Origin of the sequence: Mycoplasma sp. 06067-C1-B144P-99-0482-3 (genome assembly GCF_051053925.1) — a bacterium.
Classification (GTDB): Bacteria; Bacillota_I; Bacilli_A; order Mycoplasmatales; family Mycoplasmataceae; genus Mycoplasma; species Mycoplasma leachii.
In genome coordinates, this window is sequence record NZ_CP144017.1 from 862,479 (window position 1) to 888,590 (window position 26,112).

Below are 26,112 nucleotides of genomic sequence, written 5' to 3' on the forward strand. Positions count from 1 at the left end.
AAGTTATGATTAAAAAGTATTATGCTGTAAAAAAAGGTTGAAATACTGGTATTTATACAACTTGAGATGAAGCTAAAAAACAAGTTGAAAATTATTCTAATGCTGTTCATAAATCTTTTTCAACTTTAAAACAAGCTAGAGATTTTTTAAATGATACTGATCAAAAACCATTAAAAAATTTTACTAATGATAAAAATAGTTGTATAGCATACACTGATGGTAGTTATGATACTTTAAATAATACTTTTTCTTATGGTGTTGTTGTTTTTTTAAAAAATAGAGAATTTCATTTGAGTCAACGATTTAATGATTCTAATTTAGCTAATTTAAGAAATGTAGCAGGAGAAATAATGGCTGTTAAACAAACAATCATGTTTTGTATAGCTAATAAAATTTCAAAAGTTATTATTTATCATGATTATCAAGGGGTTAGTAAATGAGCTTTAAATCAGTGAAAAGCTAATTTAGATTTTACAAAAGAATATAAAGATTTTTTTAATAAATATAAGGATCAAATTAGTGTTGAATTTAAATGAATAAAATCACATACTAATAATAAGTATAATGATTTAGCTGATAAATTAGCAAAGCAAGCAACTTTAGAATTTGTTTTTAAAGAGGTTTAAAATGAAACAAATTGATATTCAAACAATTGATGATCATCAAGTTAAAACTTATGTTTTTGATAAAGTTAAAAAACCTAAGGCAGTTTTACATATTATAAGTAGTAATTTAAATATCATAGATTTTTATAAGAACTTTTTTAAAGTACTTAATAATAATCAGATTATAGTTGTTTGTAATTCAATTCAAAATTCTTTAAATATTAGAAAACAAGCTAGAATATTAAATAATAATTGAAAAATTAATCTTGAAGATTTAAAAGAAATTAATCATTTTATAAAAAAGCAATATAAGTTACCTATTTTCATGTTTTCTCATTCAGTTTATTGTGCTTTTAGTAAAGCTTATAGTATTAAATATTCTGAAACTATAGATGGGTTAATTTTATCTAATTATTTAGAGTTAAATAAAAAAACAATTATTAAACAAATATTTAAATTAATATTTATTAAATTGTTTTTTAAAAATAAAAATCAATGTAGTTTTCATCAATATAGTTTTATTAAAAAATTTTTAAATAAGTTTAATCAAAATAATAATTTTTTAGTAAATAAATTAAATAGATATTTAGATATTTTAGAAGATGATTTTGTTTCTAAAAAGTTTGATATTATTAGTCTGTTAGATGTTTATAAAACAATGTATTTTAGTTTAAAAAGAAAAAAAATTAATTTAATAAAAAAGCATTTACCTATTTTAATTATTGTTAATGATAATAATTATCAAGAAGAACAAAAATATTTAAACTCATCATATAAGTTATTAAAACAACTTTTAAAAAAAGATTATCATATAAGTTTGAGTTATATTGATGATCTTAAAAATAAGATGTTTAGTAATTCTAATTTAAAACTAGAAAATCAAGTAATTACTTTTATTAATACACACTCAATACATATTTAAAGAAAGGTTTTATATGGATAAATCTAAAATCAGAAATTTTAGTATTATTGCTCATATTGATCATGGTAAATCTACACTAGCTGACCGTATTTTAGAACTAACAAATACAGTTGAAAAAAGAGAAATGCAAGATCAATTATTAGATTCAATGGATATTGAAAGAGAAAGAGGAATTACAATTAAATTAAACTCAGTTCAGCTAAAATATCATTCAAAAGATGACCAAGATTATATTTTTAATTTAATTGATACTCCAGGTCATGTGGATTTTACTTATGAAGTTTCAAGAAGCTTAGCAGCTTGTGAAGGTGCTATTTTAGTTGTTGATGCTTCTCAAGGAGTTGAGGCTCAAACTTTAGCTAATGTTTATTTAGCAATAGATAGTAATTTAGAAATAATTCCAGTAATTAATAAAATTGATTTACCTAGTGCTGATGTTGATAAAGTTAAACAAGAGATTGAAGAAATTATAGGATTAGATTGTAGTAATGCCCCTTTAATTTCAGCAAAAACTGGATTAAATGTTCAAGATGTTTTACAAGCAATAGTTGAAAAAATTCCATCACCAAGCGATGCTATTGACAATGCCCCTTTAAAAGCTTTAATTTTTGATTCTTATTATGATAAATACTTAGGTGTTGTTATGTCAATAAGATTAAAACAAGGGATGCTAAGAGTTGGTGATAAAATCAAAATAATGTCTACTAATGCTGAATATGAAGTTACTTCTTTAGGAATAAAAACTCCAAAAATTGTTAAAAAAGATTTTTTAGAAGCTGGTGAAGTTGGTTGAGTTGCTGCTTCAATTAAAACTATTAAAGATGTTAATGTTGGAGATACTATTACAAGTGTTTTAAATCCTGCTAGTGAACCACTTGACGGTTATAAAAAATTAAAGCCAATGGTATATTGTGGAATTTATCCAATTGATACTAATAAATATCAAGATTTTAAAGAAGCTTTAGAAAAAATTGAATTATCTGATTCTTCTTTAGTTTATGAACCAGAAACTAGTCAAGCTTTAGGATTTGGTTTTAGATGTGGCTTTTTAGGATTATTACATATGGAAGTAATTCAAGAAAGACTAGAAAGAGAATATAATCTTGAGTTGATTGCAACTGCTCCTAGTGTAGTTTATAAAGTTCATTTAACAAATAAACAAGTAATAGAATTAGATAATCCTGCACTACTACCTGAAGCTCAAAAAATTTCAAAAATTGAAGAGCCATTTGTTGAAATTAAAATAGCAACACCAAGTGAATATATTGGAGATTTGATGAATTTATGCCAAAACAAACTTGGTATTTATAAAAATATGGAAGTGATTGACAATAATAGGCGAATTTTAATTTATCAAATGCCATTAGCAGAAATTATTTTTGATTTTTTTAATAAATTAAAATCTATATCTAAAGGATATGCTTCTTTTGAGTATGAGCTTATTGGTTATAAAGAATCAAAATTAGTGAGAATGGATATTAAATTAAATGGAGAAATGGTTGATGCATTTTCAATGATAGTTAATCAAAAGTTTGCTTATCAAAGAGGAAGTGCTTTAACTTTAAAATTAAAAGAATTAATTCCAAGACAAAATTTTGAAGTGCCAGTACAAGCAACAATTGGAAATAAAGTAATTTCAAGAGAAACTATAAAAGCTTATAGAAAAGATGTTACTTGAAAACTTCATGCTGCAGATAAATCTAGAAGAAAGAAATTATTAGAAAAGCAAAAAGAAGGTAAGAAAAAAATGAAAGAAATTGGAACTGTAGAAGTTCCACAAGAGGCTTTTGTTGCAATTTTAAAAATAGATGATTAAATTATATTGCCTAATTATAGAAAGGAAGAAAATATGTTTAAGTACGATTATAGTTTTTTAAAAATACTAGTTGATGAGATTTATTCAATTTCTCAAGAATCAGGTAAATTAACAACTGAATTTTCAAAAAAAGCAATTGAAGAATGAACAAAAAACCCAGAAATTTCAGCTTTTAAAAAATGAATTGAAGAAATGTATTTGAAAGTTATACCAACATTTGTAATAGCTGATTTTAAGAGATATATTAAACGAGATTTTTATGAAATTTTTATAATTGAACTTCATGAATTGTTAAATGTTTTTGATAATTTTTCTACTTTTTATAAAAAAATTGATAGTAAATCTGGATTTTTAAAAGAAACAGGCATAGATTTAAATATTAAAGAGGCTTATATAGCATATACAAAAGCTGCTTTGCCAGATTTTTTAAAAGAACTTTATGATTTAAAAATTGTAGTTGATATTGCTGATTTTAAAGAAATTCAAAAAACCCTTATTAATAAAATAACAAGAGCACTTAAGTTTAAAGATGAAGAAAAATATATAGATTACATTTATATGTTAGATGAAACTATAAGTGATTTTATGGAAGATATTAATGAAGATGGATTTTTAGTTTATCCAGAACAATTAGAAATAGCTAATAAATTTTTAAAATTTCTTATAATTTTTCAATCATTTTTATATTATTCAATATTGTTATTTGAAACTTTAGAATTTGAACAATTAGCAAGTATTGGCATATATGATTATAATAATAAGTTATATTATTCAGAAAGAATGGAACGACTTGATTGAGATCGAAATTTTGATGATTATATGACAGGAAAAAAGTAGGCTAAGCCTACTTTTTATTTTTATTCAATTGTTTTTATGTTTAGCTCATCTAATTGTTTGTCACTTACTAAATCAGGAGCATTACTCATCATATCAACTCCTAGTGAGTTTTTTGGAAAAGCAATTACATCTCTAATAGAATTTGAATCAGTTAGAATCATACTAATTCTATCTAATCCTCAAGCAATTCCTGCATGATAAGGAGCACCATATTTATAAGCATTCATAAATCAACCAAAATTAGCTTCTACTTGCTTTTGACTTAGTTCAACAGCATCAAACATTCTTTGTTGAATTTCAGAATTAGTAATACGTTGACTTCCACCACCTATTTCAAATCCATTCATAACCAAATCATAAGCACAAGCTAATGCATCTTTTTTATTAGTATCAAAATCTATTAATGATTCTTCTTTTGGACTTGTAAATGGGTGATGAGCTGCTACATATCTATTTTCTTGTTCGCTAAATTCAAATAAAGGAAAATCAACAACTCATAATAATTTAAAATCATCTTTAGTTTCTAAATTAAACATTTTAGCTAAATTAATTCTAATAGCTCCCATTAATTGAGAAATTTCTTCATATTTTCCAATATTTAAAATAATAGTAGCTTTATTTTTGATATCAAATTCTTTTATTAATTGTTCTTTTTGTATTTCAGTTAGTTGACTAGCTAAACTTCCTGATCAAGTATTATTTTCTACTTTAATAAAAGCTATTGAATTAAAGTGAAATTGTTTTGCTTGTTGATTAAGTTCTTCAAGTTGTTTTTTGGTTAATAATTGATCAATACAAACAGCTCTTATATATTTATTTTGTGAATCTAAAAACATTTTAATATCACTATTTTTAAAAATATCATTTAAAGTATGAATTTTTAAATCATATCTTAAATCTGGTTTATCACTACCATATAAATCAATAGCATCTTTATAACTTAATCTTAATAAAGGTTCTTTAATTTCAAAGTCCTTAATTTCTTTTAAAATTTTTTTAATTAAAGTCTCACTAATTTGCATTACATCTTCACTAGTTGCAAAGCTCATTTCTAAATCTAGTTGAGTAAACTCAGGTTGACGATCGATTCTTAAATCTTCATCTCTAAAACATCTAACAATTTGATAATATCTATCAATTCCAGAAATCATTAATAATTGTTTAAATAATTGCGGTGATTGAGGTAAAGCATAAAATTTATTTTTATTTAATCTTGAAGGTACTAAAAAATCGCGAGCACCTTCTGGAGTTGATTTTGCAAAATAAGGAGTTTCTACTTCTAAAAAATTTAAATCAGTTAAATAATTTCTAATAATATGATTAATCTTTGCTCTAGTAATTAAATTATTTTGCATAATTTGTCTTCTTAGATCTAAATATCTATAAGTTAATCTAGTATCTTCATTAACATTAACATCATTTTCTAAAACAAAAGGAGTTAGTTCAGATTTATTAATTACTAAAAGATCTTTAACAATAACTTCAATATCTCCAGTACTTAATTCTTTATTAACTGATTTTCTTTTAACAACAATTCCATTAATTTCAATTACGTATTCATTTTTAATATTATCAATTAAATTAATATTTTCTTGTTCAATAACTAATTGAGTAACTCCATATCTATCTTTTAAATCAATAAAAACCATTGCCCCTAGTTTTCTAATTTTTTTTATTCAACCTTGTAGAATAACTTTTTGATCAACATTTTGTAATGTTAATTCACCACAAGTATGTGTTCTTTTCATATATCTCCTTATTTTAGATCATTAACAAAATTAGCTAATGTTGTTTTAACTTCAGTTTCATTAATTTTATTTTTAATTACAAATTGATTAGATATTGCTTCTTTTTCACCAAGAATAATTAAATATTTTGGATTTAGTTTATCTGATTTTTTTAACGCAGATTTTAAAGAAAGATTATAATAGTTACTATCAGATATTAAACCAATTGATCTAGATAATTCTAAGATTTGTTGATTTAGTTTTATAGCAGATTGATCTAAACATATTGTATAAAGATCAATACTTTGATTATTTTTACTTAGATCATTGTTTTTTTCTTTTATAATGTTTATAAATCTTTCTAAACCCATTCCAAAACCACAAGCTGCTAAGTTAATATTTCCAATTTCATAGACTAAATTATTATATCTACCACCAGCTATAATAGTTTGTTCGATATTTTTAGTTTCATATTTTATTTCAAAAATAAATCCAGTGTAATAATCTAAACCTCTAACTAATTTATCATCATGAATAGTTGAAATATTCATTTGTTTAAATAAGTCAAGTGTTTGTTGATATCTTTTTTGTTCTTCACTAGTTAAAAAATCTTTCATACTAGGAACATTTTTAAATTGTTTGTCATCAATTTTACAATCTAATACTCTTAAAGGATTTTTTTCAATCCTAATATTACAATCATTACATAATTTAAAATCAGCTAAGTATTTTTTTAATTCTAAAATGTATTGTTCTCTATTTTTTCCAGTTATCAAATAATTTGTATAAATTTTAATATTTTTATTTAACTTAAAATCATTAATGATATTGTTAGCTATATTTAAAACTTCATAATCTTGTTGAATTGAATCACTTCCATAAACTTCAATTCCTAATTGATGAAATTGACGATATCTTCCATTTTGTGGTCTTTCATATCTAAACATTGGACTAATATAATAAGTTTTAAAAGGTAAATAGTCTTCAGCATATAGTTTATTTTCAACAACAGCTCTAACAACACTAGCTGTTCCTTCTGGTTTTAAAACTAAACTACGATTTTTTTTGTCAACAAATTCATACATTTCTTTTGAAACAATATCACTAGTTGAACCAATACTTCTAATAAATAGTTCTTTTGATTCAAAAATTGGAGTTCTTATTTCACTATAGTTAAATTTTTTTAAAATTTCTCTTAATTTAGTTTCAACTTTAATTCATAATTTTGTTTCATCTAAAAAAAAGTCTTGAGTTCCACGAGGTTTTTGTAACATAAACTATATCCTTTTCTATATTAATTAAATTATAAACTAAACAGCTTTTTTATTTTTTAATATTATTCAAATGTTGGATTATTAAACAAAATGGTACCAGACCAATTATAAGATCACAGATCTGTGATCTTATAATTGAACAGGAGGTCTAATGTTTGTTATCCAAGAAAATAAAAAGTTTAATGAAAAAAAGAAACTTATAATAGATACTTTTGAAAAAGAGCCTAACAGAAAGTTGTTATCAATCGCTATACAGTTTCAAAAATCACTTTCTACTGTAAAAAAATATAAAAGTGAATATATTAAATGAAAGAACAAGGAAGCAGAGCTAATTCTTTCACATAAAAACACTAATAATAAAAATGCTCAAAAATATAGTGATGAGATAATACATAATTTAGGTGAAAAATACCAAAAACAAGTAAAAATAACTGGTGGAGATGTAAATAATGCTAGTTGTTCTTATTTAACTTTAGAAAACTATCACAGCACTCTTATGTCAACTAACACTAAAAATAAAATTTCTTATTCAACTTTAAATAGGAGACTAATACAACAAGGTTATGCAAGCCCTTATTGCAAACGTAAAACCAAAAAAGAAGTTAAAAAAATAAGAAGACAACAAGAAGAAGGAAAATTAATTAAGTATAGTAATGAGCTAGTTTTTTATGTGCCTAAAAACGTAGAAAAACACAGACTAGCAGTAGCAAACAATTATAAATTTGGACAGGTAATAGGAGTAGATGGATGTACTCATTATTATTTTCAAAATAACACAATAGCAACATGTGTTATGGCTGTTGATGTTGGAACTAATCAAATACTTGATATGTATTTTGAAGAATACGAAGAATCTTTAAATTCTTATCAAAAAATTTTTGAAACAATATTTAGAACTTATGGCTATCCTCAAAGAATTATTACTTATAATAGAGCTAATTTTAAAAAAGATGAAAGAAATAACGCTAGAACGCGTTTAGAGCTTGAAAATAGGGGTATAGAGGTGATTTCTTCATCTAATGCTAATGCAAAACCACATGTTGAAAGAATGTGAGATACAGTCCAAAAAAATGCACCTTTCTTCTTTAAACAAAATGATATAAAAACAATTGAACAAGCAAATCAAATAAAACACAAATTAATAGATTTTGTTAATAGTAAATGTAAAAAAAAGAAAAAGAGATAATGCATTTAGACAACTAGGTCAAAATGAAGTTGAAAAATTCTTTGACCTACCTATACCTAGAAAATTTGCAAATGGTGTAGCAGAATATAAAACTAAAATTTATGCTCCATACGTTGAATTTGGTAAACGTTTTAGATTTTATAAAAAAGAAAGTATTCAACTTGTAATTGGTTCAGATGAACAACTTTACTTTAGAACAGATACTAAACGCTATATTGCAAAGCCATTAGAAATTGGTTCAACTGATTGAGTTGAAGTTGATTTTGTTAGAAGAAAACAATTAGATGAAAGTAGAAAAGAAGATTTAAAAATACTAACAATGATAAACCAAACAAGAAGAATTCATAGTGGATTAAGAACTTTCCGTTAAAACCACTATAGGAATATATGAAAAATAGCTGAAATGCTATTTTTTTTGCCTATTTTGTCAAAATATCGATAAAACCTAGGATTTTTATAGAAAAAAATATATAAAAAAACAGCTAAAAACTATAGAAAAAGAACGAAAAATATAATACAATTATAGTGACTAAAGCACTACATAAAGAGAAGGAAAATGCCTATACCAAAAGAGATATTAGCTGTCGAAAGACCAAAAAATACAAGAGTAAAGAAAAACGGAAATAGATATGATGTTATTAAAAGAACAAGTGTTTGAAAAAATGGAAAATCTGTTCCTGTAGAACTGGGTAAAATCGGTGAAATAATAAACTTTGAATATGTAGAAACTAAAACAAGTAGACTTAACTTTGCTTTGTGTGACATAAAACAATTCGGAAGAACTGAAATTGCTTATAAATTATCAAAAGATGTATTTGAAGATCTTTGCAAAGTTTATAATCCTTCAGATGCAAAAATAATTTATGCAATAGCAATTATTAGAGCAGCTTATGGAAATATCACTAATCGAGAAATTAATAGAAAATATCAATGTTCATTTTTCTCTGAACAATTTCCAGGTATAGGACTTTCATCTAGTAACATTTCAAGGTTTTTAGAAAAGTTAGGATATAACTACAGATGCATCAAACAATTCATTCAAAATAGAATCGATACTGTTTCTCCTGGATCTACTATTGTAATTGATGGTATGTTAAAAAAATGTAGTTCTAAAAGTTCTGATTTTACAAAATGATCGTGAAAAGCTAGAACTAAAGGAGTGCAAAACATTTCTGTTCTATATGCTTTTGACCTAAACAAAAAAGAACCCATTGCAAGTAAGGTTTTTCAAGGAAACACACTAGATACAATGGCGTTCAATAGATTTATTGATGAATTTTCACTAAATAATTGCTTAATCATGGGAGATAAAGGAATTCTTTCTAAAGAAAGTTTAGATAAATTAAATACTCAAAAGAAAAATGTTAAAAATCTTTTCCCTATTAAAAGAAACGATAAAAGAATCAAAGCTTTAGAGTTATCTAAATATGAAATGACTTTCAATTCTGATGAAGATATTATTTTATGTAAAAAAGCAAAACTAGATCAAGGCGAATTTTTATATTCATTTAAAAGCACAAATGACTACAGCCAAGAAAGAAGAGCTTATTTAGATAAAGTTAATCGTGAACAAAGTTTTAATAACGAACTTTTACAAGAAAAAGAAAATCTTTTTGGAACAATTACTTTTATTTCCAACGAAGATTTATCTTTAAAACAAATATATGATCTTTACAAAACAAGATGAGAAATTGAAGAATTTTTCAACTTCTATAAAAACATTGTTGAACTGGATTTTGTAAGAGTACAGCAAAACACAAGTGTAATTGCTACTGAATTTATAAACTTAATAAGTTCTATAATCACTTCAAGAATGAAAAAAGAATTTGAAGAAAAAGGATTAACAGAGAGGTTCTCATTTAATCAAATAATGGAAAGATTAAGTTCAGCTAATAAGTATTTAGATGGTACAACTAAAAAATGACACTATACAAGTGAAAAGAAATATACTGACAATATTATTGATATTTTAAACCTATAGTGGCAAAAATGATAAATTTCTTAGTGGATTAGACAAAACACTCTTATACATAAAAAAATACCCCAATGGATTACCTAGTGAGTTAGTTGACGAGATCTCAGGAATCGTATTGAGGGTTAAAAGTGATTGTTCAAGGTTTTCCCATGAACTCAAAGATAAATTAGGCTTGTTAGAATAGATCTATTATTCTCTATTATTTCACTGCTTTACCTGGAGTTGTTCCATCAGCTTTACCTGGAGTTGTTCCATCAGCTTTACCTGGAGTTGTTCCATCAGCTTTACCTGGAGTTGTTCCATCAGCTTTACCTGGAGTTGTTCCATCAGCTTTACCTGGAGTTGTTCCATCAGCTTTACCTGGAGTTGTTCCATCAGCTTTACCTGGAGTTGTTCCATCAGCTTTACCTGGAGTTGTTCCATCAGCTTTACCTGGAGTTGTTCCATCAGCTTTACCTGGAGTTGTTCCATCAGCTTTACCTGGAGTTGTTCCATCAGCTTTACCTGGAGTTGTTCCATCAGCTTTACCTGGAGTTGTTCCATCAGCTTTACCTGGAGTTGTTCCATCAGCTTTACCTGGAGTTGTTCCATCAGCTTTACCTGGAGTTGTTCCATCAGCTTTACCTGGAGTTGTTCCATCAGCTTTACCTGGAGTTGTTCCATCAGCTTTACCTGGAGTTGTTCCATCAGCTTTACCTGGAGTTGTTCCATCAGCTTTACCTGGAGTTGTTCCATCAGCTTTACCTGGAGTTGTTCCATCAGCTTTACCTGGAGTTGTTCCATCAGCTTTACCTGGAGTTGTTCCATCAGCTTTACCTGGAGTTGTTCCATCAGCTTTACCTGGAGTTGTTCCATCAGCTTTACCTGGAGTTGTTCCATCAGCTTTACCTGGAGTTGTTCCATCAGCTTTACCTGGAGTTGTTCCATCAGCTTTACCTGGAGTTGTTCCATCAGCTTTACCTGGAGTTGTTCCATCAGCTTTACCTGGAGTTGTTCCATCAGCTTTACCTGGAGTTGTTCCATCAGCTTTACCTGGAGTTGTTCCATCAGCTTTACCTGGAGTTGTTCCATCAGCTTTACCTGGAGTTGTTCCATCAGCTTTAGACTCTTCCTCTTTTTTATCTTCTTTTGTCATTTCTGATGGTTTTTCAGAAGTTCCATTATTATTTATTTCAGTATTTGATCTATCACCACATGCAACTACAGCAGCACTAGTTGATGCAATTAAACCTACTGAACCTAGTAAAGTTAATAATTTTTTCATTAATTATCCTTTCAAAAACCGGTTATTTTAGCTACATATTATGTATTCTATATAGCTGAAATTCATTATATATATATATATATATATATAATGTCAAGCATACATACACGGTTGGTTGGATTATTAAACAAAATGGTACCAGACCAATTATAAGACCACAGATCTGTGGTCTTATAATTGAACAGGAGGTCTAATGTTTGTTATCCAAGAAAATAAAAAGTTTAATGAAAAAAAGAAACTTATAATAGATACTTTTGAAAAAGAGCCTAACAGAAAGTTGTTATCAATCGCTATACAGTTTCAAAAATCACTTTCTACTGTAAAAAAATATAAAAGTGAATATATTAAATGAAAGAACAAGGAAGCAGAGCTAATTCTTTCACATAAAAACACTAATAATAAAAATGCTCAAAAATATAGTGATGAGATAATACATAATTTAGGTGAAAAATACCAAGAACAAGTAAAAATAACTGGTGGAGATGTAAATAATGCTAGTTGTTCTTATTTAACTTTAGAAAACTATCACAGCACTCTTATGTCAACTAACACTAAAAATAAAATTTCTTATTCAACTTTAAATAGGAGACTAATACAACAAGGTTATGCAAGCCCTTATTGCAAACGTAAAACCAAAAAAGAAGTTAAAAAAATAAGAAGACAACAAGAAGAAGGAAAATTAATTAGGTATAGCAATGAGCTAGTTTTTTATGTGCCTAAAAACGTAGAAAAACACAGACTAGCAGTAGCAAACAATTATAAATTTGGACAGGTAATAGAAGTAGATGGATGTACTCATTATTATTTTCAAAATAACACAATAGCAACATGTGTTATGGCTGTTGATGTTGGAACTAATCAAATACTTGATATGTGTTTTGAAGAATACGAAGAATCTTTAAATTCTTATCAAAAAATTTTTGAAACAATATTTAGAACTTATGGCTATCCTCAAAGAATTATTACTGATAATAGAGCTAATTTTAAAAAAGATGAAAGAAATAACGCTAGAACGCGTTTAGAGCTTGAAAATAGGGGTATAGAGGTGATTTCTTCATCTAATGCTAATGCAAAACCACATGTTGAAAGAATGTGAGATACAGTCCAAAAAAATGCACCTTTCTTCTTTAAACAAAATGATATAAAAACAATTGAACAAGCAAATCAAATAAAACACAAATTAATAGATTTTGTTAATAGTAAATGTAAAAAAAGAAAAAGAGATAATGCATTTAGACAACTAGGTGAAAATGAAGTTGAAAAATTCTTTGACCTACCTATACCTAGAAAATTTGCAAATGGTGTAGCAGAGTATAAAACTAAAATTTATGCTCCATACGATGAATTTGGTAAACGTTTTAGATTTTATAAAAAAGAAAATATTCAACTTGTAATTGGTTCAGATGAACAACTTTACTTTAGAACAGATACTAAACGCTATATTGCAAAGCCATTAGAAATTGGTTCAACTGATTGAGTTGAAGTTGATTTTGTTAGAAGAAAACAATTAGATGAAAGTAGAAAAGAAGATTTAAAAATACTAACAATGATAAACCAAACAAGAAGAATTCATAGTGGATTAGACAAAACACTCTTATACATAAAAAAATACCCCAATGGATTACCTAGTGAGTTAGTTGACGAGATCTCAGGAATCGTATTGAGGGTTAAAAGTGATTGTTCAAGGTTTTCCCATGAACTCAAAGATAAATTAGGCTTGTTAGAATAGATCTATTATTCTCTAATTTCTTTGATAATATAATTATAACTTATAGTACCATTTTGTATAATAACCCACGATAATGTCAAGCATACATACACGGTTGGTTGGATTATTAATTTTTATAAATTTATTAATATAAAACAAGAGTTAATTTATCAAAAATATACAATGCAAAGATGATAGTTAAATATTTTATTTACTTATAACACATAGCAAATAAAAAATAAATCATTATAAAGATCATTTCTAGTTATTAATATTGCAATATTAAGTGAAATATTTTTTTATAATTGTTTATAAATTTAAGCATAAATTTTTGATATGAAAATAATATTTTATTAAATCTCTATATAAATATAATATAACCAAAATATTAATATTTACAGTTCCTATTTAAAATACTATTATTAACCATAGGGTATTTGTAGTTCTTGTTATTAACTTAAAAAATATGTAAGCAAAATTGAATAATATTATAAACATTATAAAAAATATTTATCAATAATTACCTAATACCATAAACGTTAATTAAAAATTTATATATTATAATAGGTGTTTTTTTGAATTTAACAAAAATAATCTTTCTAATTTTTTTGTTCTTGAATTATATGTTTTTAATAATAATTTTTTTTGATAAACTGAATGAATTTTCAATCCTTTGTTATTCTTAATTTTTTTAAGTTCTTTTGATAACATTGAATTTATTAAATTTAAACCAGAACTAGTTTTAATAAAAAATAAAACAATTTTCTACTATAAAAACTACAGGTTTTTATTGCTATTAATTTTTAAATTTGGTTATGTATGCAACTATTTTTTTACTAATATTGAGAAAGAAATTTTTTCATAGTTAACAATAAAACCTTTTAATTTTAGAGATTTTTTTGCGTCTATAAATTTCAAATCTTTTTTAAAAGTATTAGAAATTCTTTCTTAACTATTTTTTTATCTATTAAATTTTTTATGATCTATTAAATATGTGTAGTTAAAATACAAAGCTTATATTCGATATATACGTATATGTTTCTTTTTATTAAGTTTTTCCCTTTTTTAATAATTTGTAATTTAATCTTTAAACTTATTTTAGTCATATAAAAACCCCATACTCTAGATTTTTAGTCTAGAATATGGGGTTAGATAAAAACTTATATTAAAAGTTAATCATTATCTATTGTGTTTTAATTGATATTTATCTTCTTTTTCTTTAAGCTTGTCATATACTTTAATAGTAATTACACCATCTTTTCTTCAAATCCCCTTGATTGTTTGACTAATCATCATTGTTAAAAAGATTACATAATAGATTTGGAAAAACATTGTTAATAATCCAAATAAAAAGTATAAAACACCAATTAATGCATTATCAGCTTGTAATACTCTAGCAGCTGTATTTATAATATTTCCAATTAATCTTAATATTGAATAAATCATTAATACTATTAATTCAATAGTTACAATCACTAAATAAAATACAGCAATAGTTTTCATTAAAAAGCTAGTAAATGTATTACCTTCAAAACGTTCTTTTGAATTTTTATTAAAAAATAGAATAAATGCTAATAGTCCAACTACTAATAAAATACCATTACCAATAATAAATCCTACTAAAATTCAATATCATTCTTTAGATTGGTCAAATCAATTTGTATTAGGATTAATTGTTTTTAATTGTCAAAATAAAACACCTAAAAATATAGCTGAACCAATTGTTGTAATAATTGCAAATGATCTTGATAAAAATCATTTAGGTTTAATAGTTGATTGAGTGGTTACATTTGGTAAACTTGTTAAAACTCAAGGGGTTAAAAATCCTCCTAAATTTAAACTTAAACTAGCTAAGATATATCTATTTGCAACTAATTCTTCATCAGTACTTTTTTTAACAAATCTTAAAATAATTACTGCTGAAATAATAGTTTTTCAAAACATATATCCCATAATTGCATAACCTAATGCAAGTAATACTTGTTTAGATTGATCTAATGCTTTAACATCAATTTTACTTAAAAAATAAAGAGATATAAGCATTCCAATTACAGCAAAAATTGTTCCAACTCATTGAAAAAATTTTATTTGAGTTCTTGGTGAACTAAAAAAACTTGAATTATTATTTTTCACTTTTTTGCTCCTTTAATACAAAAGATATTATATATTAATTGATTAACTATAACAAATATATAATCTTGATTTATCTATTAAGTTTTTTTATTTAAAATCACTGGAATAATTAATGGATTTCTTTTTTTTACTCTAAAAATGTATGGACTTAAAGAAGACTTAATAGCCTTTTTAATAGCTGCAAAAGTTGGTTTTGATGACATTAATACTTCATTAACTGCATTAGTAATAATTTGAATTGAATCACTAATTATTGAACCAGCATCTTTTACATAAAAACTACCACGAGAAATAATTCTAGGTTGAGCTATTAATCTATTAGTTTGTGAATCTAATGAAATTACAACAGCAATTAATCCATCTTTTGAAAGAATTTCTCTTTCTCTAATAACATTACTTGCTTTTCCAGTCATATCTTTTCCATCAACATAAACTGCATCAGCTTCAACACGTTTTCCAATTTTAGCTTTACCTTGTAATAGTTCTAATACATCACCATTAGCCATTATAAAACCATTACCTTTTTCTAAATTAACACTTTCACCAGTTTCAACATGTTTTTTTAACATACGGTATTCACCATGCATTGGCATAAAATATTTTGGTCTGATTAAACTAAATAATAATTTTTGTTCTTCTTGACTAGCGTGACCTGAAGTATGTATTTTATTATCTGAAGTATTTTCAATAACTTTAGCTCCAACTCTAGTTAACTTATTAACTAACTTTTCAACATCAGCTCTATTTCCTGGAATTGGTGAGGATGAAAATACAACTGTATCACCAGGAATAATATTTATTGATAAATGTTTATTATTAGCAATTCTAGATAAAGCAGCCATTGGTTCACCTTGACTACCTGTTGTTAAAATCATTAATTCTTCTGGTTTATATTTATCAATATCAGTTGATTTAATAAATTCTTTTTCACTAATTTTTAAATGACCAATTTGACGAATGATTTTAATAATTCTTTCAAATGATCTACCTAAAATAACAATTTTTCTATTATATTTGTGAGCTGTTTCTATAATGTGTTGAATTCTATGAACATTTGAAGCAAAAGTTGTTAAAAAGATTCTTCCTTTAACTTGTAAAAACAATTTATCAATATTTGAAATAATACTTTTTTCACCTTGTGTATATCCTTCAACTTCACTATTAGTTGAATCTGCCATTAATAATTCAACCCCATTTTCACCCATTGAAGCTAATTTAGTAAGTTCAGCAAAATGTCCTAGTGGTGATCAGTCAAATTTATAATCTCCTGTTGAAAAAATATTACCATTAGGAGTTTGGACTAAAATTCCAAATGCATCAGGAATAGAGTGGTTTAATGCAGCATAACTAACTTTAAAGTTTTTAGTTTTTCATACATCATCAGCATCATATTCTTTAACAATAGTTTTGTCTTCAATTTTATATTCTTTTAATCTATCTCTAATTAACATAGCAGCTAATTTTGGAGCATAAATTATAGGAATCTTTACTTGTTGAACTAAGTATTGAATTCCACCAATATGATCTTCATGACCATGAGTAATAAATAATGCTTTAATCTTTTTTTGATTTTCAACTAAATAAGAATAATCTGGAATAACAGCACTTACTCCTAGCATAGTTGATTCAGGAAATTTTACTCCTGCATCAATCATAATCAATTCATTATCATATTCAATACAATAAGTATTTTTTCCAACTTCTTCTAATCCACCTAAAGCAAAAATTTTAGTAGGTATATTTGTTTTTTGATATTGTCTTTTAACTTCTTTTTGCTTAAATACATATGGTTTAAATTCTTTTTCATCAATACTAATATTTAATTGGTCACCATCATCATAACTATTAATTTGATTTTCATTTTCTGTGTCATTTATTTCTAGATTTTTTTTATTATTTTTGTTTGACATTTTTTCCTTTCTAAATAAAAAATATTAAAACAAAACAAAATGAAACAATCTTGTTTTAATTATTAAATATTATTGTCAGCTAATTAATTTTATAGTAGTTACTTACTAATATTGTACAACATTATTTTTTATAAAATGCTTAAAAAATAGTTATATAAATTTATAAATTTGATGATATTACTATTAGATTAAAAAAATAAATAATTTATATTTTTAAATTAGTAATTAAATAGTAATTAAATTTTTTAGTAAATCTATAGAATTTTATCTTATTGTATAACAATAAAAAAGAGCTAGTTATAATTAGTAAAATAATAATAAACATTTGGAGGTATTATGTCTAGTGTAAAATTTAGAATTATTAATAAATATCAAATCCAATTATTAGAAGATGCTATTAAAGGAAGTTTAATCATAAAAAAGATCAAGTTTATTTAGAAAAAATAAAACAAGAAAAACAAAATTGAGAGTTATTAAAAACTAATGAACAACAAAAGTTTGAAAAAGATTTAATTAATGAATATAATAAAAAGTTTGAATCAACTATTGAAATTTCAGATTTAAAAGCTACTAATAAAACGACACTTATTGAAAAATTAGAAAACAATAAAAAAGAATTTGAACAATTAATTAGTCAAAAATTAGAATTAGAATCAAATATTAAATTATTAAATGAGAAATTAAATCAACAAGAAAAATTAATTAAATTACAATTAGAAAACCAATATAATCCAATATAATATTTTATTAAACAAACAAAAAGAACAATTTGAACAACAAATTAATCAATTAAAAAAATGATTTAACTAAAAATACATACGAGTTAGAAAATAAAGACTGAAAACATAAAAGTGAACTTACTGAATTAATAACTACAAATAATAAAATTAATAAACTAGAACAAGATTTAGAATTTATTAAAAGAGAAAAACTAACTAAAAATATTAAATTAGTTGGTGAAGAATTAGAAAACTATTGCTTAAATCAGTTTAACGAGGCATCAATGTTTGCTTTTAAAACATCAACTTTAATAAAAGATAATATTGTTATTAAAAATGAAGATGATCTAAAAGGAACTAAAGGTGATTTTATTTTTAAAGTTTATGCTGAAGAAAAAAAACAAAATCTTTTATTAAGTGTAATGTGTGAAATGAAATCAGAACAATTGAATTCACATAATAAAAAAAATAATTTTATCCCAGTTTATTTACTTTTTTTTTTTTTTTTTTGTAAACTCAAAAAGAAAAGAAAGGAAAGTATATGAAAAATATCTTAAAGTTTTTAAGTGTGGTTACTTTAATTCCAACTACAAGTTTATTAGTAATAAGTTGTACATCGCAAACAAAAGAAACGACAAAAAAAACTGAAAAACCAACCCAAACTCTTAGTCCAAAAACTGAAAAACCAACCCAAACTCTTAGTCCAGATAAACAAACAATTAATAAAATTAAAAATATTTTAGATCAACAAAGTGAAGCTTTTGGTAGTTTTCATACTTTCCAAGATGTTGTTGATCAAATTAAAGTTTATGCTAAAAACGAGGGTATTAAAGAGTTGGATAAATTAGAACTTTTGAATAAAAAGCTAGCTAATAAGACTTTAACTCTTGGTAATAATAAAAATAATTTAAAACTTAAATATTTTGACATAGAAATTCCGTTTGTTCTAAAAAATGTTTTAGAAAATGAAGTAAAAACTAAATATTCATCTACTAACCCTAATGAAATAATACAATTAGGTTATAAAAAACATAATGATTATATACAATTAAATATTGGGGACTGCTACCCTAAAAGTAAACACAAGAAATATCATTTAAATTAAAATGATTGTTAGTTTTATTTTTTAAAAAATTATCAAATTTTAAAATATAGTCAATTGATGGACTTAATGAAACAATATAAATTTTATTATGCATTTTTATTTCTTTCTAATTAATCAGTTTGTAATCAAGAGCTATTTTATTAATTGCACTATAATATTTAGTTTTAAAATCTTTTAGATTTTTATTAGTTAGTGTTTCTAATTGGTTAATATAATTGTTGATTTTTGTATAGTTAGTTTGTGAATCTTTAATAACTATATCTTTTTGTGTTTTAATTTGATTTTGTAATTTAAGTTTTTGTTCTTTAAGCCTTTTAGTTAAAATATTATTTTTAATCTTATAATTTTTAGTTTCTAATTGCTTTAATTTCTCAACTAGTTTTTCGTATTTAACAGTTTGTTTTGAAAGTTTTTTAATATCTTTATATAGCAAATCTATATCTTTATATGTTTTTATAATCTCAGTTTGTTTTTCACTAGTTTGTTCTTTTTTAATTTTTAGTTTTATTAAAAGAGTTTGTAATTTAGAACTATAGTGTCCAGTTTTAATTTTTAATTCTTTAGTAATATCTTTAAATAATATTTCTTCAGCTTGTTGTTCATTTCAAAATAAATAAGTAATTAAAATACCTAAAACAAATGATACTAGATCAATTATAATTGCTAAAACAAGTTTATCAGTATAAGCTAAAAATCCTGCAACTCCACCTAAACCAGCTAGATTATTTAATCCAACATTAAATATAGAAATTAATCAACCACCAATTCCTCCAGCAATAGTTCCTAAAATAAATGGTTTAAATCTTGGTAAATTAATTGCATAAATACAAGATTCAGTTGGTCCTGAAATTATTCCAGGTAAAGCTGCAGCAATAGCTGCTGATTTATCTACATTTTTTTTAGATTTAATACCAACTGCAATAGTTGCACCCATTTGAGCTCAAGCTGCAGCAAAAGCAGCCGCTAAAAATATTGATGGGTTATTAGTAATTGTTAGATTAGCAACAGCTGTAAAAAATAGAACATTATGAACTTCTAAAACAACTAGTGGTTGTCAAGTTAATCCAATAATTAAACCACTAATTCCATAAGGTAAAGTTACAAATCAATTAAATGCTTTTAAGACATATGATTCGATTATTGACATTATTGGACCAATAACAAAAAATGCTAGTAATCCGCCTATTAGTAATGATAAAAGTGGGTTTAAAATAAAATTAGCAACTGAATGAAAATATTTATTCATTAATTTTTGAAAATAAGAAATAATTACTCCAGTAAAAATAAATACTAAAATTGTTGAATAAAATGGTTTTATAACAATTTCTCAAGAACCAATATTTAACAAATGTAATCCTTGTTCTGGAATAATTGGTGAAATCATAATTAAACCTAAAGCAATAGCAATTGCAATATTTCCTTTTAAATATCTAGTTGTTGATCAAATTACCATTACTCCTATTAATTTAAATCCTGAGTTAGCTATTGTATTTATAACTAAATCAAAAATATTATAGTTTTTTTGAAACACTGAGTCTGATTTAATTAAATCTACTCAACCAATTCTAATTAAAATTTGTTGTAAAGCCATAATTAATCCAAACCCAATTAAAAAAGGAATTAGTGGACCAAATATTGCTGAAATTGATTTAACAAATCTTTTAGTAAGTCCTACTTTTTTATTATTTACATTTAATGAATTTTTAATTTCAAATCCATTAATTTTTATCTATATTAATTTGTAGTTCTTCTTTTAAAAGATTAGTTATTTGACTAACTTCTGATCCTATAATAATTTGTAATTCCCCACTAGAAATTAAACAACCTTGTGTTCTTTTTAAAGCTTTTAAATTGTCTAATTTAATTAAACTGTCATCATAAAGTGTTAGTCTTAATCTTGTTGCACAATTATAAACATCTTTAATATTTTGTTTACCACCAACATTAATAAAAATTTTTTCAATTAATGCTAGTTGTTTTTGTTGTTTTGTCATATGGATCCTTATTCAAGATTTATAATTAGTCCTTTATATTCATCTGTATCTTTATCACTTATTAAAATAGTCTCTTTTAAAACATCTACTTTAATTACATTTTTAGAACCAAATTTAGAAGAATCCATTAATATAAAAGATTTATCAGAATTTTTAATAGCTTTTTCTTTTATTAATGCTTCTTTAATATTTGTTGTGTAAAAATGTTGTGATGATAAATTATTCATTCCTATAAAAACCTTATCAAAATAAAAATTATCTAAATTTTTCAGAGCAAGTTCACCGATTGTTGCATGTGTAGATGGATTAATTGTTCCACCTAATAAAATTACTTCTATGTCTTGTTCAACTAACTCTAAAGCTATTGAATATCCATTAGTAACAACAATTATTTTTTTATTAATTAAGTATTTGATCATTTGCTTTGTTGTTGTTCCAGTATCTAAAAAGATCAGATCACCATTACTAACATATTCACTAGCTTTTTGTGCAATAAGATCTTTTATATCTATATTTATATGTTGTTTTTCTTCATCAAATAACTCATAACGCTTTGCTAGTGAATTTGCAGATTTTGCTCCACCATAAACTTTGTAAAGTTTTTTTTCTTTATCTAGTTCAGAAATATCACTAATAATAGTTTGAATAGTAGAAGACAATAATTTTGCTAATTGTCTATTAGTAACAAAATCTTTTTCATTTACTATTTCAAGAATTTTTTGTCTTCTTTGATCTTTTAACATCGTATCTTGCTCCCTAACCTTATTTTACAATTTATTTTAAAAAAGTTTAAAAAAGTTTAAAATAATTTTAAATCTATTGTAAAATTTTAATAGATATAAGTTGTCGTTTTTTGTTATATCTTCACTTTATTAAAACAAAAAAATTATTTTATTAAGTAAAGGATTTTTATGAAAGCTAGTTTAAAAGATCAATTATTAAAAGCTAGACAAAATCATTATGCAATTGGTGCTTTTAATTTTGATAATCTTGAAATGTTAAAAGCAATAGTTGAAGCTGCTGAAGAATCAAATTCGCCAATAATTGCAATGATAACAGAATCTGCTGCTAAATATATAGGAAAAGAAATAGTTATAGCTAGTGCTAATGCAATTATTAGTAATACTAAAGTTCCTATAGTTTTACATTGAGATCATGGTTATGATCTTAATCTAATTAAATGAGCTTGTGATAATGAGTTTTCATCAGTAATGTTAGATGCTTCATTAGATGATTTTAATACTAATGTAAATAAGACCTTAGAAATAGTTAACTATGCAAAATCAAAAAATGTAGAAGTTGAATCTGAAATTGGTCATGTCGGTGGTAAAGAAGATGATACAGATTCAAATAAAAATAAATATACTAGTGTTGACAAAGCTATTAAATTTGTTAATTTAACTCAAATTGATGCTTTAGCTATAGCAGTTGGAACAAGTCATGGAATTTTTAAAACTGAACCTAATTTAAACTTTGATCGTATTAAAGAAATTAGAGATTCAATAAATACTCCTTTAGTATTACATGGATCAAGCGGACTTAGTGATACTGATTTAAAAAAAGTAATTAATTCTGGTATTTGTAAAATAAATATTGGAACTGATTTAAAACTAGTTTATGCAAATAGTTTAAAACAATGATTTAAAGAAAACCCAACTAGTTATGATGCTAGAAAATTTGGTCGTTTTGCAATTGATCAAATGAAAAAAGTAATTAAACAAAAACTAGAAATTCTAGGTTCAATTAATAAAGCTTAATTAAAAAAGAATTACTATCTTACTGATGTATTAAGTTTGTGTATAAGAAAATATTTTGATAATTTCAAAAATAGCCTATTTTTAATCTTAAGGCTATTTTTTAATTTTTATTTTATTAAAATAATTAAGAAGAAAGTATTAGTTTTAAACTAGACTAATAACTTAACTTTTAATAGGAGTTGTTAGATGCAAAGAAAAACTTACATTGATAACATAATTAATCAATTAACTAGATTACAAGATGAAATAAGAGCTTTTAATACTGCTAAACTTTTTGATACTAATAAAATTTCAGAAAATATTTTAAAAGATATACTTAACATTATTTATGGTTGATCTTTAATAAATGCAAATACAATCAAATCTAATATTTCAGGTTTTTATTTAATTGATACTAAAAATAAAATTTTAATTTAAGTTTCAACTACTTTTACAAAAAGTAAATTAGAAGATTCTTTAAATAAACAAATTTATAAAGATTATTTAGATTACAATTTCAAGTTTTTATCACTTATTATAAGCACTAATAATAATTGGTCTAATATTAAAAATCCTTATAATTTAAATTTTGATTTAAAAAATGATTTAATTGACTTTAATATTCTTTTTGATAAAGTTCAATTTTTAGATGTTGATAAGTTAGAACAATTATCAAATCTTTTAGACAAAGAAATAGTTAGTAATTTAAAACAAAAAAATATTAATGTTTCAATACTTGCTGAAATTATTAATAGTTTATCTGAAATTAATTTAAATGAAAATAAGGTTGATATCTCTAAAGTTGAACCCTTTAGAATACAAGATAAAATAAACTTTAATAATTTGATTGAAACAAAATATATAATAGAAGAATATTATCTTTTTAGTCCAATTGTTTCTAATATCTATGAACAATACGACATCCAAGCAAATAATAAGAGTTTTGCAGTTTTACAAACTATTAAACAAATATATAATAATCTAGCTAGTTTGAATAAATATAGTCCTGACAAAATTTATGATAAGTGTAAAAATAAAATCAAATCGCTTACAAAAAATAGTAGTAATTTAAAAGTTTTAGAAATTGAAAGCTTATTATTATACATTGATATAATACTAGTAGATGCTTTTATGAGATGTAAGATATTTAAAGAAGTGGAGATTAATTAATATATGTTGTTACCAGATAATATTCAGCCAAAATTAAGTGTTTATTATAATGCATCTCTAATTTTAAAAACTTTATATAAAAAAAGTAGTTTAGATATGATTGATTTATATGCAAGTATTAAAAAAATAGAAAATATGCCATTTAACTTATTTTTATTATCTTTAGATTGATTATATTTAATTAATAAAATTGATATAAATAACCAGGGAGTAGTTCTTTTATGTTTATAAAAAGATTAAAAATTTCAACACCTAATCAAGTTATAAGAGATCTAGAATTTAAAAAAGGATTAAATTTGATTGTTGATAATACTCCTATTAATGATCTTACTCAAACTGGTAATAACGTTGGAAAAAGCACAGTTTTAAAACTAATTAGTTTTTGTTTAGCAGGTGATGCTGATGATATTTATAAAGGTATAGAATCACAAACTACAAATGAGATAGTTAAAAATTTTTTAATTAATAGCAAAGTTTTAATTACTTTAGAATTAGTAGAAAATCTAGATAATCCATTTTCAAATAAAGTTACTATACAAAGAAACTTTTTAAATACAAAAAAAGAAAAAATAATTCGAGTAAATGATAAGGATTTAGCTAGTAAAAATGAACTAGCAAAAGAATTATTAGATGTAATTTTTCCAAACCATCAATCAGAAAAACCTTCATTTAGAGAAATTATTTCTCATAATTTAAGATATAAAGATCAAAGTATTAACAATACTTTAAAAACACTTCATTCAACTGCAAAAGATGCTCAATATGAAATTTTACACTTGTTTTTACTAGGCTTTAGTTTTTCAAATTCTAAAGAATTATTAGATTTTCAAAACCAATTAAAATTTGAACAAGATCATTTAAAAAAGCTTTTATCATCTAATTCAGATAAACAAATATATGTTGATACTTTAAAATTTATTGATAATGAGATTAATGAATTAAATAAGAAAAAAGAAACATTAAATATTGATGAAGATTTTCAAATAAATCTAGATGCTTTTAATGAAATTAAACATAATATTTCTATGCTTTCAAATAAAATTGGTTTATTAGAAATAAGAAAAAATAACATTAATGATTTTATAAATAGAATGAATTCAAATAGAAGTTCAGTTGATACAAAACAATTAGAACTAATTTATAACCAAACTAATTTATTTATTCCAAAATTACATAAAACTTTTGATCAACTAGTTAATTTTCACAACAAAATGTTAGATGAAAAAATCGCTTTTGCTAGCAAAGAACTGCCTGAAATTTTTAAACAAATGTCAAGTTTACAAAATCAATTAAATGAATTATTAAAAGTTGAAAAAGATCTAAGTATTAGACTTTCAAAAGATGATACTTTTAAAGAATTAGATAAAATTATTACTCAACTGAATAAAAAACATTATGAAAAAGGTGAGTATGAAACTAAATTAAGTCAAATCAATGATTCTGAAGAAATAATTTTCAAATTAAAACAAAAAATTAGTTTATTAAGTAATGATTTGTATTCAAAAGAATTTAAAAATAAACTAGATGAAAGACTTAATACTTTTAATAAATATTTTCAAAGACTATCAGATACCTTATATAATGAAAGATATTTTTTAACATATTCAATAGAAAATGAAAAAAGTAAACCTTATTATAAGTTTAATTTATCAGTACTAAATCATAGTTCTGGTAAAAAACAAGGTGAAATTATTTGTTATGATCTAGCTTATATACAATTTGCTGATCATTTTAACATTAATTGCTTACACTTTTTATTAAATGACAAAAAAGAATTAATGTCAGATAATCAATTAATTAGTATTAGCAACTATTTATTAAATAGTAATGCTCAATTGACTATTTCAATTTTAAAAGATAAAATTCCAGATAAAGTTTGAAAAAATTCTAATGTAGTTTTAGAATTATCTCAAAAAGATAAATTATTTAGGTTTTAATAAAATCTACTTTTAAAGTAGATTTTTTATATATTTAAACAAGTAAAAAATACATAATGTTTATATCAAGTTACGATGTTTTTTTATAATAAAA

23 protein-coding genes are annotated in these 26,112 nt (G+C 24.0%); 15 read left to right on the plus strand and 8 right to left on the minus strand.

All coding sequences use genetic code 4. The features are described from left to right. Positions 1-5: 5 nt before the first annotated feature. The 4 genes from V2P32_RS03840 to V2P32_RS03855 are packed head-to-tail and all read left to right on the plus strand — an operon-like array spanning position 6 to position 4,180. Positions 6-626, plus strand: a complete 621-nt coding sequence (locus V2P32_RS03840; RefSeq protein WP_434343386.1) for a ribonuclease H1 domain-containing protein — start codon at positions 6-8, stop codon at positions 624-626. A 1-nt stretch (position 627) separates the two neighbouring features. Next, entirely contained in the window at positions 628-1,527 is a 900-nt protein-coding gene (locus V2P32_RS03845; RefSeq protein ID WP_434343387.1) for a phospholipase, read from the plus strand. Positions 1,528-1,540: 13 nt separating this feature from the next. Further along, complete coding sequence (lepA, locus tag V2P32_RS03850) at positions 1,541-3,343, plus strand: translation elongation factor 4 (RefSeq protein ID WP_434343388.1); 1,803 nt, start codon at positions 1,541-1,543, stop codon at positions 3,341-3,343. A 33-nt stretch (positions 3,344-3,376) separates the two neighbouring features. After that, complete coding sequence (locus V2P32_RS03855; protein ID WP_434343389.1) at positions 3,377-4,180, plus strand: hypothetical protein; 804 nt, start codon at positions 3,377-3,379, stop codon at positions 4,178-4,180. Positions 4,181-4,200: 20 nt separating this feature from the next. Here the strand turns inward: V2P32_RS03855 and aspS are convergent, their stop codons facing one another. Together aspS and hisS are read right to left on the minus strand one after the other, a co-directional pair. After that, on the minus strand, positions 4,201-5,928 hold the full coding sequence (gene aspS / locus V2P32_RS03860) for an aspartate--tRNA ligase (RefSeq protein WP_434343390.1): 1,728 nt from the start codon (positions 5,926-5,928) through the stop codon (positions 4,201-4,203). A gap of 8 nt (positions 5,929-5,936) precedes the next feature. Continuing rightward, positions 5,937-7,181, minus strand: coding sequence for a histidine--tRNA ligase (gene hisS / locus V2P32_RS03865; RefSeq protein WP_434343391.1), 1,245 nt, complete (start codon positions 7,179-7,181; stop codon positions 5,937-5,939). 151 nt (positions 7,182-7,332) lie between these two features. Between hisS and V2P32_RS03870 the strand changes: the two genes are divergently transcribed. The 3 genes from V2P32_RS03870 to V2P32_RS03880 all read left to right on the plus strand — a co-directional run bounded on the left by V2P32_RS03870 (position 7,333) and on the right by V2P32_RS03880 (position 10,348). After that, positions 7,333-8,367 (plus strand): hypothetical protein, encoded by a 1,035-nt coding sequence (locus V2P32_RS03870; RefSeq protein ID WP_434343392.1) that lies wholly within the window; start codon positions 7,333-7,335, stop codon positions 8,365-8,367. After that, positions 8,330-8,737, plus strand: coding sequence for a hypothetical protein (locus V2P32_RS03875; protein ID WP_434343393.1), 408 nt, complete (start codon positions 8,330-8,332; stop codon positions 8,735-8,737). The genes V2P32_RS03870 and V2P32_RS03875 overlap by 38 nt, the downstream gene beginning before the upstream one ends. 186 nt (positions 8,738-8,923) lie before the next feature. Then, the gene (locus V2P32_RS03880; protein WP_434343382.1) at positions 8,924-10,348 is read left to right on the plus strand and encodes a transposase; all 1,425 of its coding nucleotides are present in this window, start codon (positions 8,924-8,926) and stop codon (positions 10,346-10,348) included. Between the two features lie 193 nt (positions 10,349-10,541). Here the strand turns inward: V2P32_RS03880 and V2P32_RS03885 are convergent, their stop codons facing one another. Then, the gene (locus tag V2P32_RS03885; protein WP_434343394.1) at positions 10,542-11,606 is read right to left on the minus strand and encodes a lipoprotein; all 1,065 of its coding nucleotides are present in this window, start codon (positions 11,604-11,606) and stop codon (positions 10,542-10,544) included. A gap of 193 nt (positions 11,607-11,799) precedes the next feature. Between V2P32_RS03885 and V2P32_RS03890 the strand changes: the two genes are divergently transcribed. Continuing rightward, positions 11,800-13,335, plus strand: a complete 1,536-nt coding sequence (locus V2P32_RS03890; RefSeq protein WP_434343361.1) for a hypothetical protein — start codon at positions 11,800-11,802, stop codon at positions 13,333-13,335. A gap of 1,158 nt (positions 13,336-14,493) precedes the next feature. Here the strand turns inward: V2P32_RS03890 and V2P32_RS03895 are convergent. Together V2P32_RS03895 and V2P32_RS03900 are read right to left on the minus strand one after the other, a co-directional pair. Then, on the minus strand, positions 14,494-15,447 hold the full coding sequence (locus V2P32_RS03895; RefSeq protein WP_434343395.1) for a hypothetical protein: 954 nt from the start codon (positions 15,445-15,447) through the stop codon (positions 14,494-14,496). Between the two features lie 77 nt (positions 15,448-15,524). After that, on the minus strand, positions 15,525-17,357 hold the full coding sequence (locus V2P32_RS03900; RefSeq protein ID WP_014584480.1) for a ribonuclease J: 1,833 nt from the start codon (positions 17,355-17,357) through the stop codon (positions 15,525-15,527). 916 nt (positions 17,358-18,273) lie between these two features. On the opposite strand from V2P32_RS03900, the gene V2P32_RS03905 reads away from it, so the two are divergent. Both V2P32_RS03905 and V2P32_RS03910 read left to right on the plus strand, forming a co-directional pair. Continuing rightward, entirely contained in the window at positions 18,274-18,633 is a 360-nt protein-coding gene (locus V2P32_RS03905; RefSeq protein ID WP_434343993.1) for a DUF2130 domain-containing protein, read from the plus strand. Beyond that, entirely contained in the window at positions 18,618-19,181 is a 564-nt protein-coding gene (locus V2P32_RS03910) for a hypothetical protein (protein WP_434343396.1), read from the plus strand. Before V2P32_RS03905 ends, V2P32_RS03910 begins: the two co-directional genes overlap by 16 nt. A gap of 106 nt (positions 19,182-19,287) precedes the next feature. Here V2P32_RS03910 and V2P32_RS03915 read toward each other — a convergent pair whose 3' ends face one another. The 3 genes from V2P32_RS03915 to V2P32_RS03925 all read right to left on the minus strand — a co-directional run bounded on the left by V2P32_RS03915 (position 19,288) and on the right by V2P32_RS03925 (position 21,918). Next, positions 19,288-20,772 (minus strand): PTS transporter subunit EIIC, encoded by a 1,485-nt coding sequence (locus V2P32_RS03915; protein ID WP_434343397.1) that lies wholly within the window; start codon positions 20,770-20,772, stop codon positions 19,288-19,290. Between the two features lie 127 nt (positions 20,773-20,899). Beyond that, complete coding sequence (locus V2P32_RS03920; protein ID WP_434343398.1) at positions 20,900-21,175, minus strand: PTS transporter subunit EIIB; 276 nt, start codon at positions 21,173-21,175, stop codon at positions 20,900-20,902. Between the two features lie 8 nt (positions 21,176-21,183). Continuing rightward, positions 21,184-21,918, minus strand: coding sequence for a DeoR/GlpR family DNA-binding transcription regulator (locus V2P32_RS03925; protein WP_434343399.1), 735 nt, complete (start codon positions 21,916-21,918; stop codon positions 21,184-21,186). Positions 21,919-22,086: 168 nt separating this feature from the next. On the opposite strand from V2P32_RS03925, the gene V2P32_RS03930 reads away from it, so the two are divergent. The 5 genes from V2P32_RS03930 (at position 22,087) to V2P32_RS03950 (ending at position 26,018) form a co-directional block, all read left to right on the plus strand. Continuing rightward, a complete protein-coding gene (locus V2P32_RS03930; protein ID WP_434343400.1) occupies positions 22,087-22,932 on the plus strand; it encodes a class II fructose-bisphosphate aldolase in 846 nt (281 codons plus the stop codon). A 186-nt stretch (positions 22,933-23,118) separates the two neighbouring features. Beyond that, the gene (locus V2P32_RS03935) at positions 23,119-23,349 is read left to right on the plus strand and encodes an SMEK domain-containing protein (protein ID WP_434343401.1); all 231 of its coding nucleotides are present in this window, start codon (positions 23,119-23,121) and stop codon (positions 23,347-23,349) included. Positions 23,350-23,703: 354 nt separating this feature from the next. Further along, positions 23,704-24,081, plus strand: a complete 378-nt coding sequence (locus tag V2P32_RS03940) for an ABC-three component system protein (RefSeq protein ID WP_434343995.1) — start codon at positions 23,704-23,706, stop codon at positions 24,079-24,081. Between the two features lie 3 nt (positions 24,082-24,084). Beyond that, positions 24,085-24,312, plus strand: coding sequence for an ABC-three component system middle component 6 (locus V2P32_RS03945; protein ID WP_434343402.1), 228 nt, complete (start codon positions 24,085-24,087; stop codon positions 24,310-24,312). Continuing rightward, positions 24,303-26,018 carry a DUF2326 domain-containing protein gene (locus V2P32_RS03950; RefSeq protein ID WP_434343403.1) on the plus strand — a complete coding sequence of 572 codons (1,716 nt, stop codon included), beginning with the start codon at positions 24,303-24,305 and terminating at the stop codon, positions 26,016-26,018. Before V2P32_RS03945 ends, V2P32_RS03950 begins: the two co-directional genes overlap by 10 nt. Positions 26,019-26,112 lie beyond the last annotated feature (94 nt).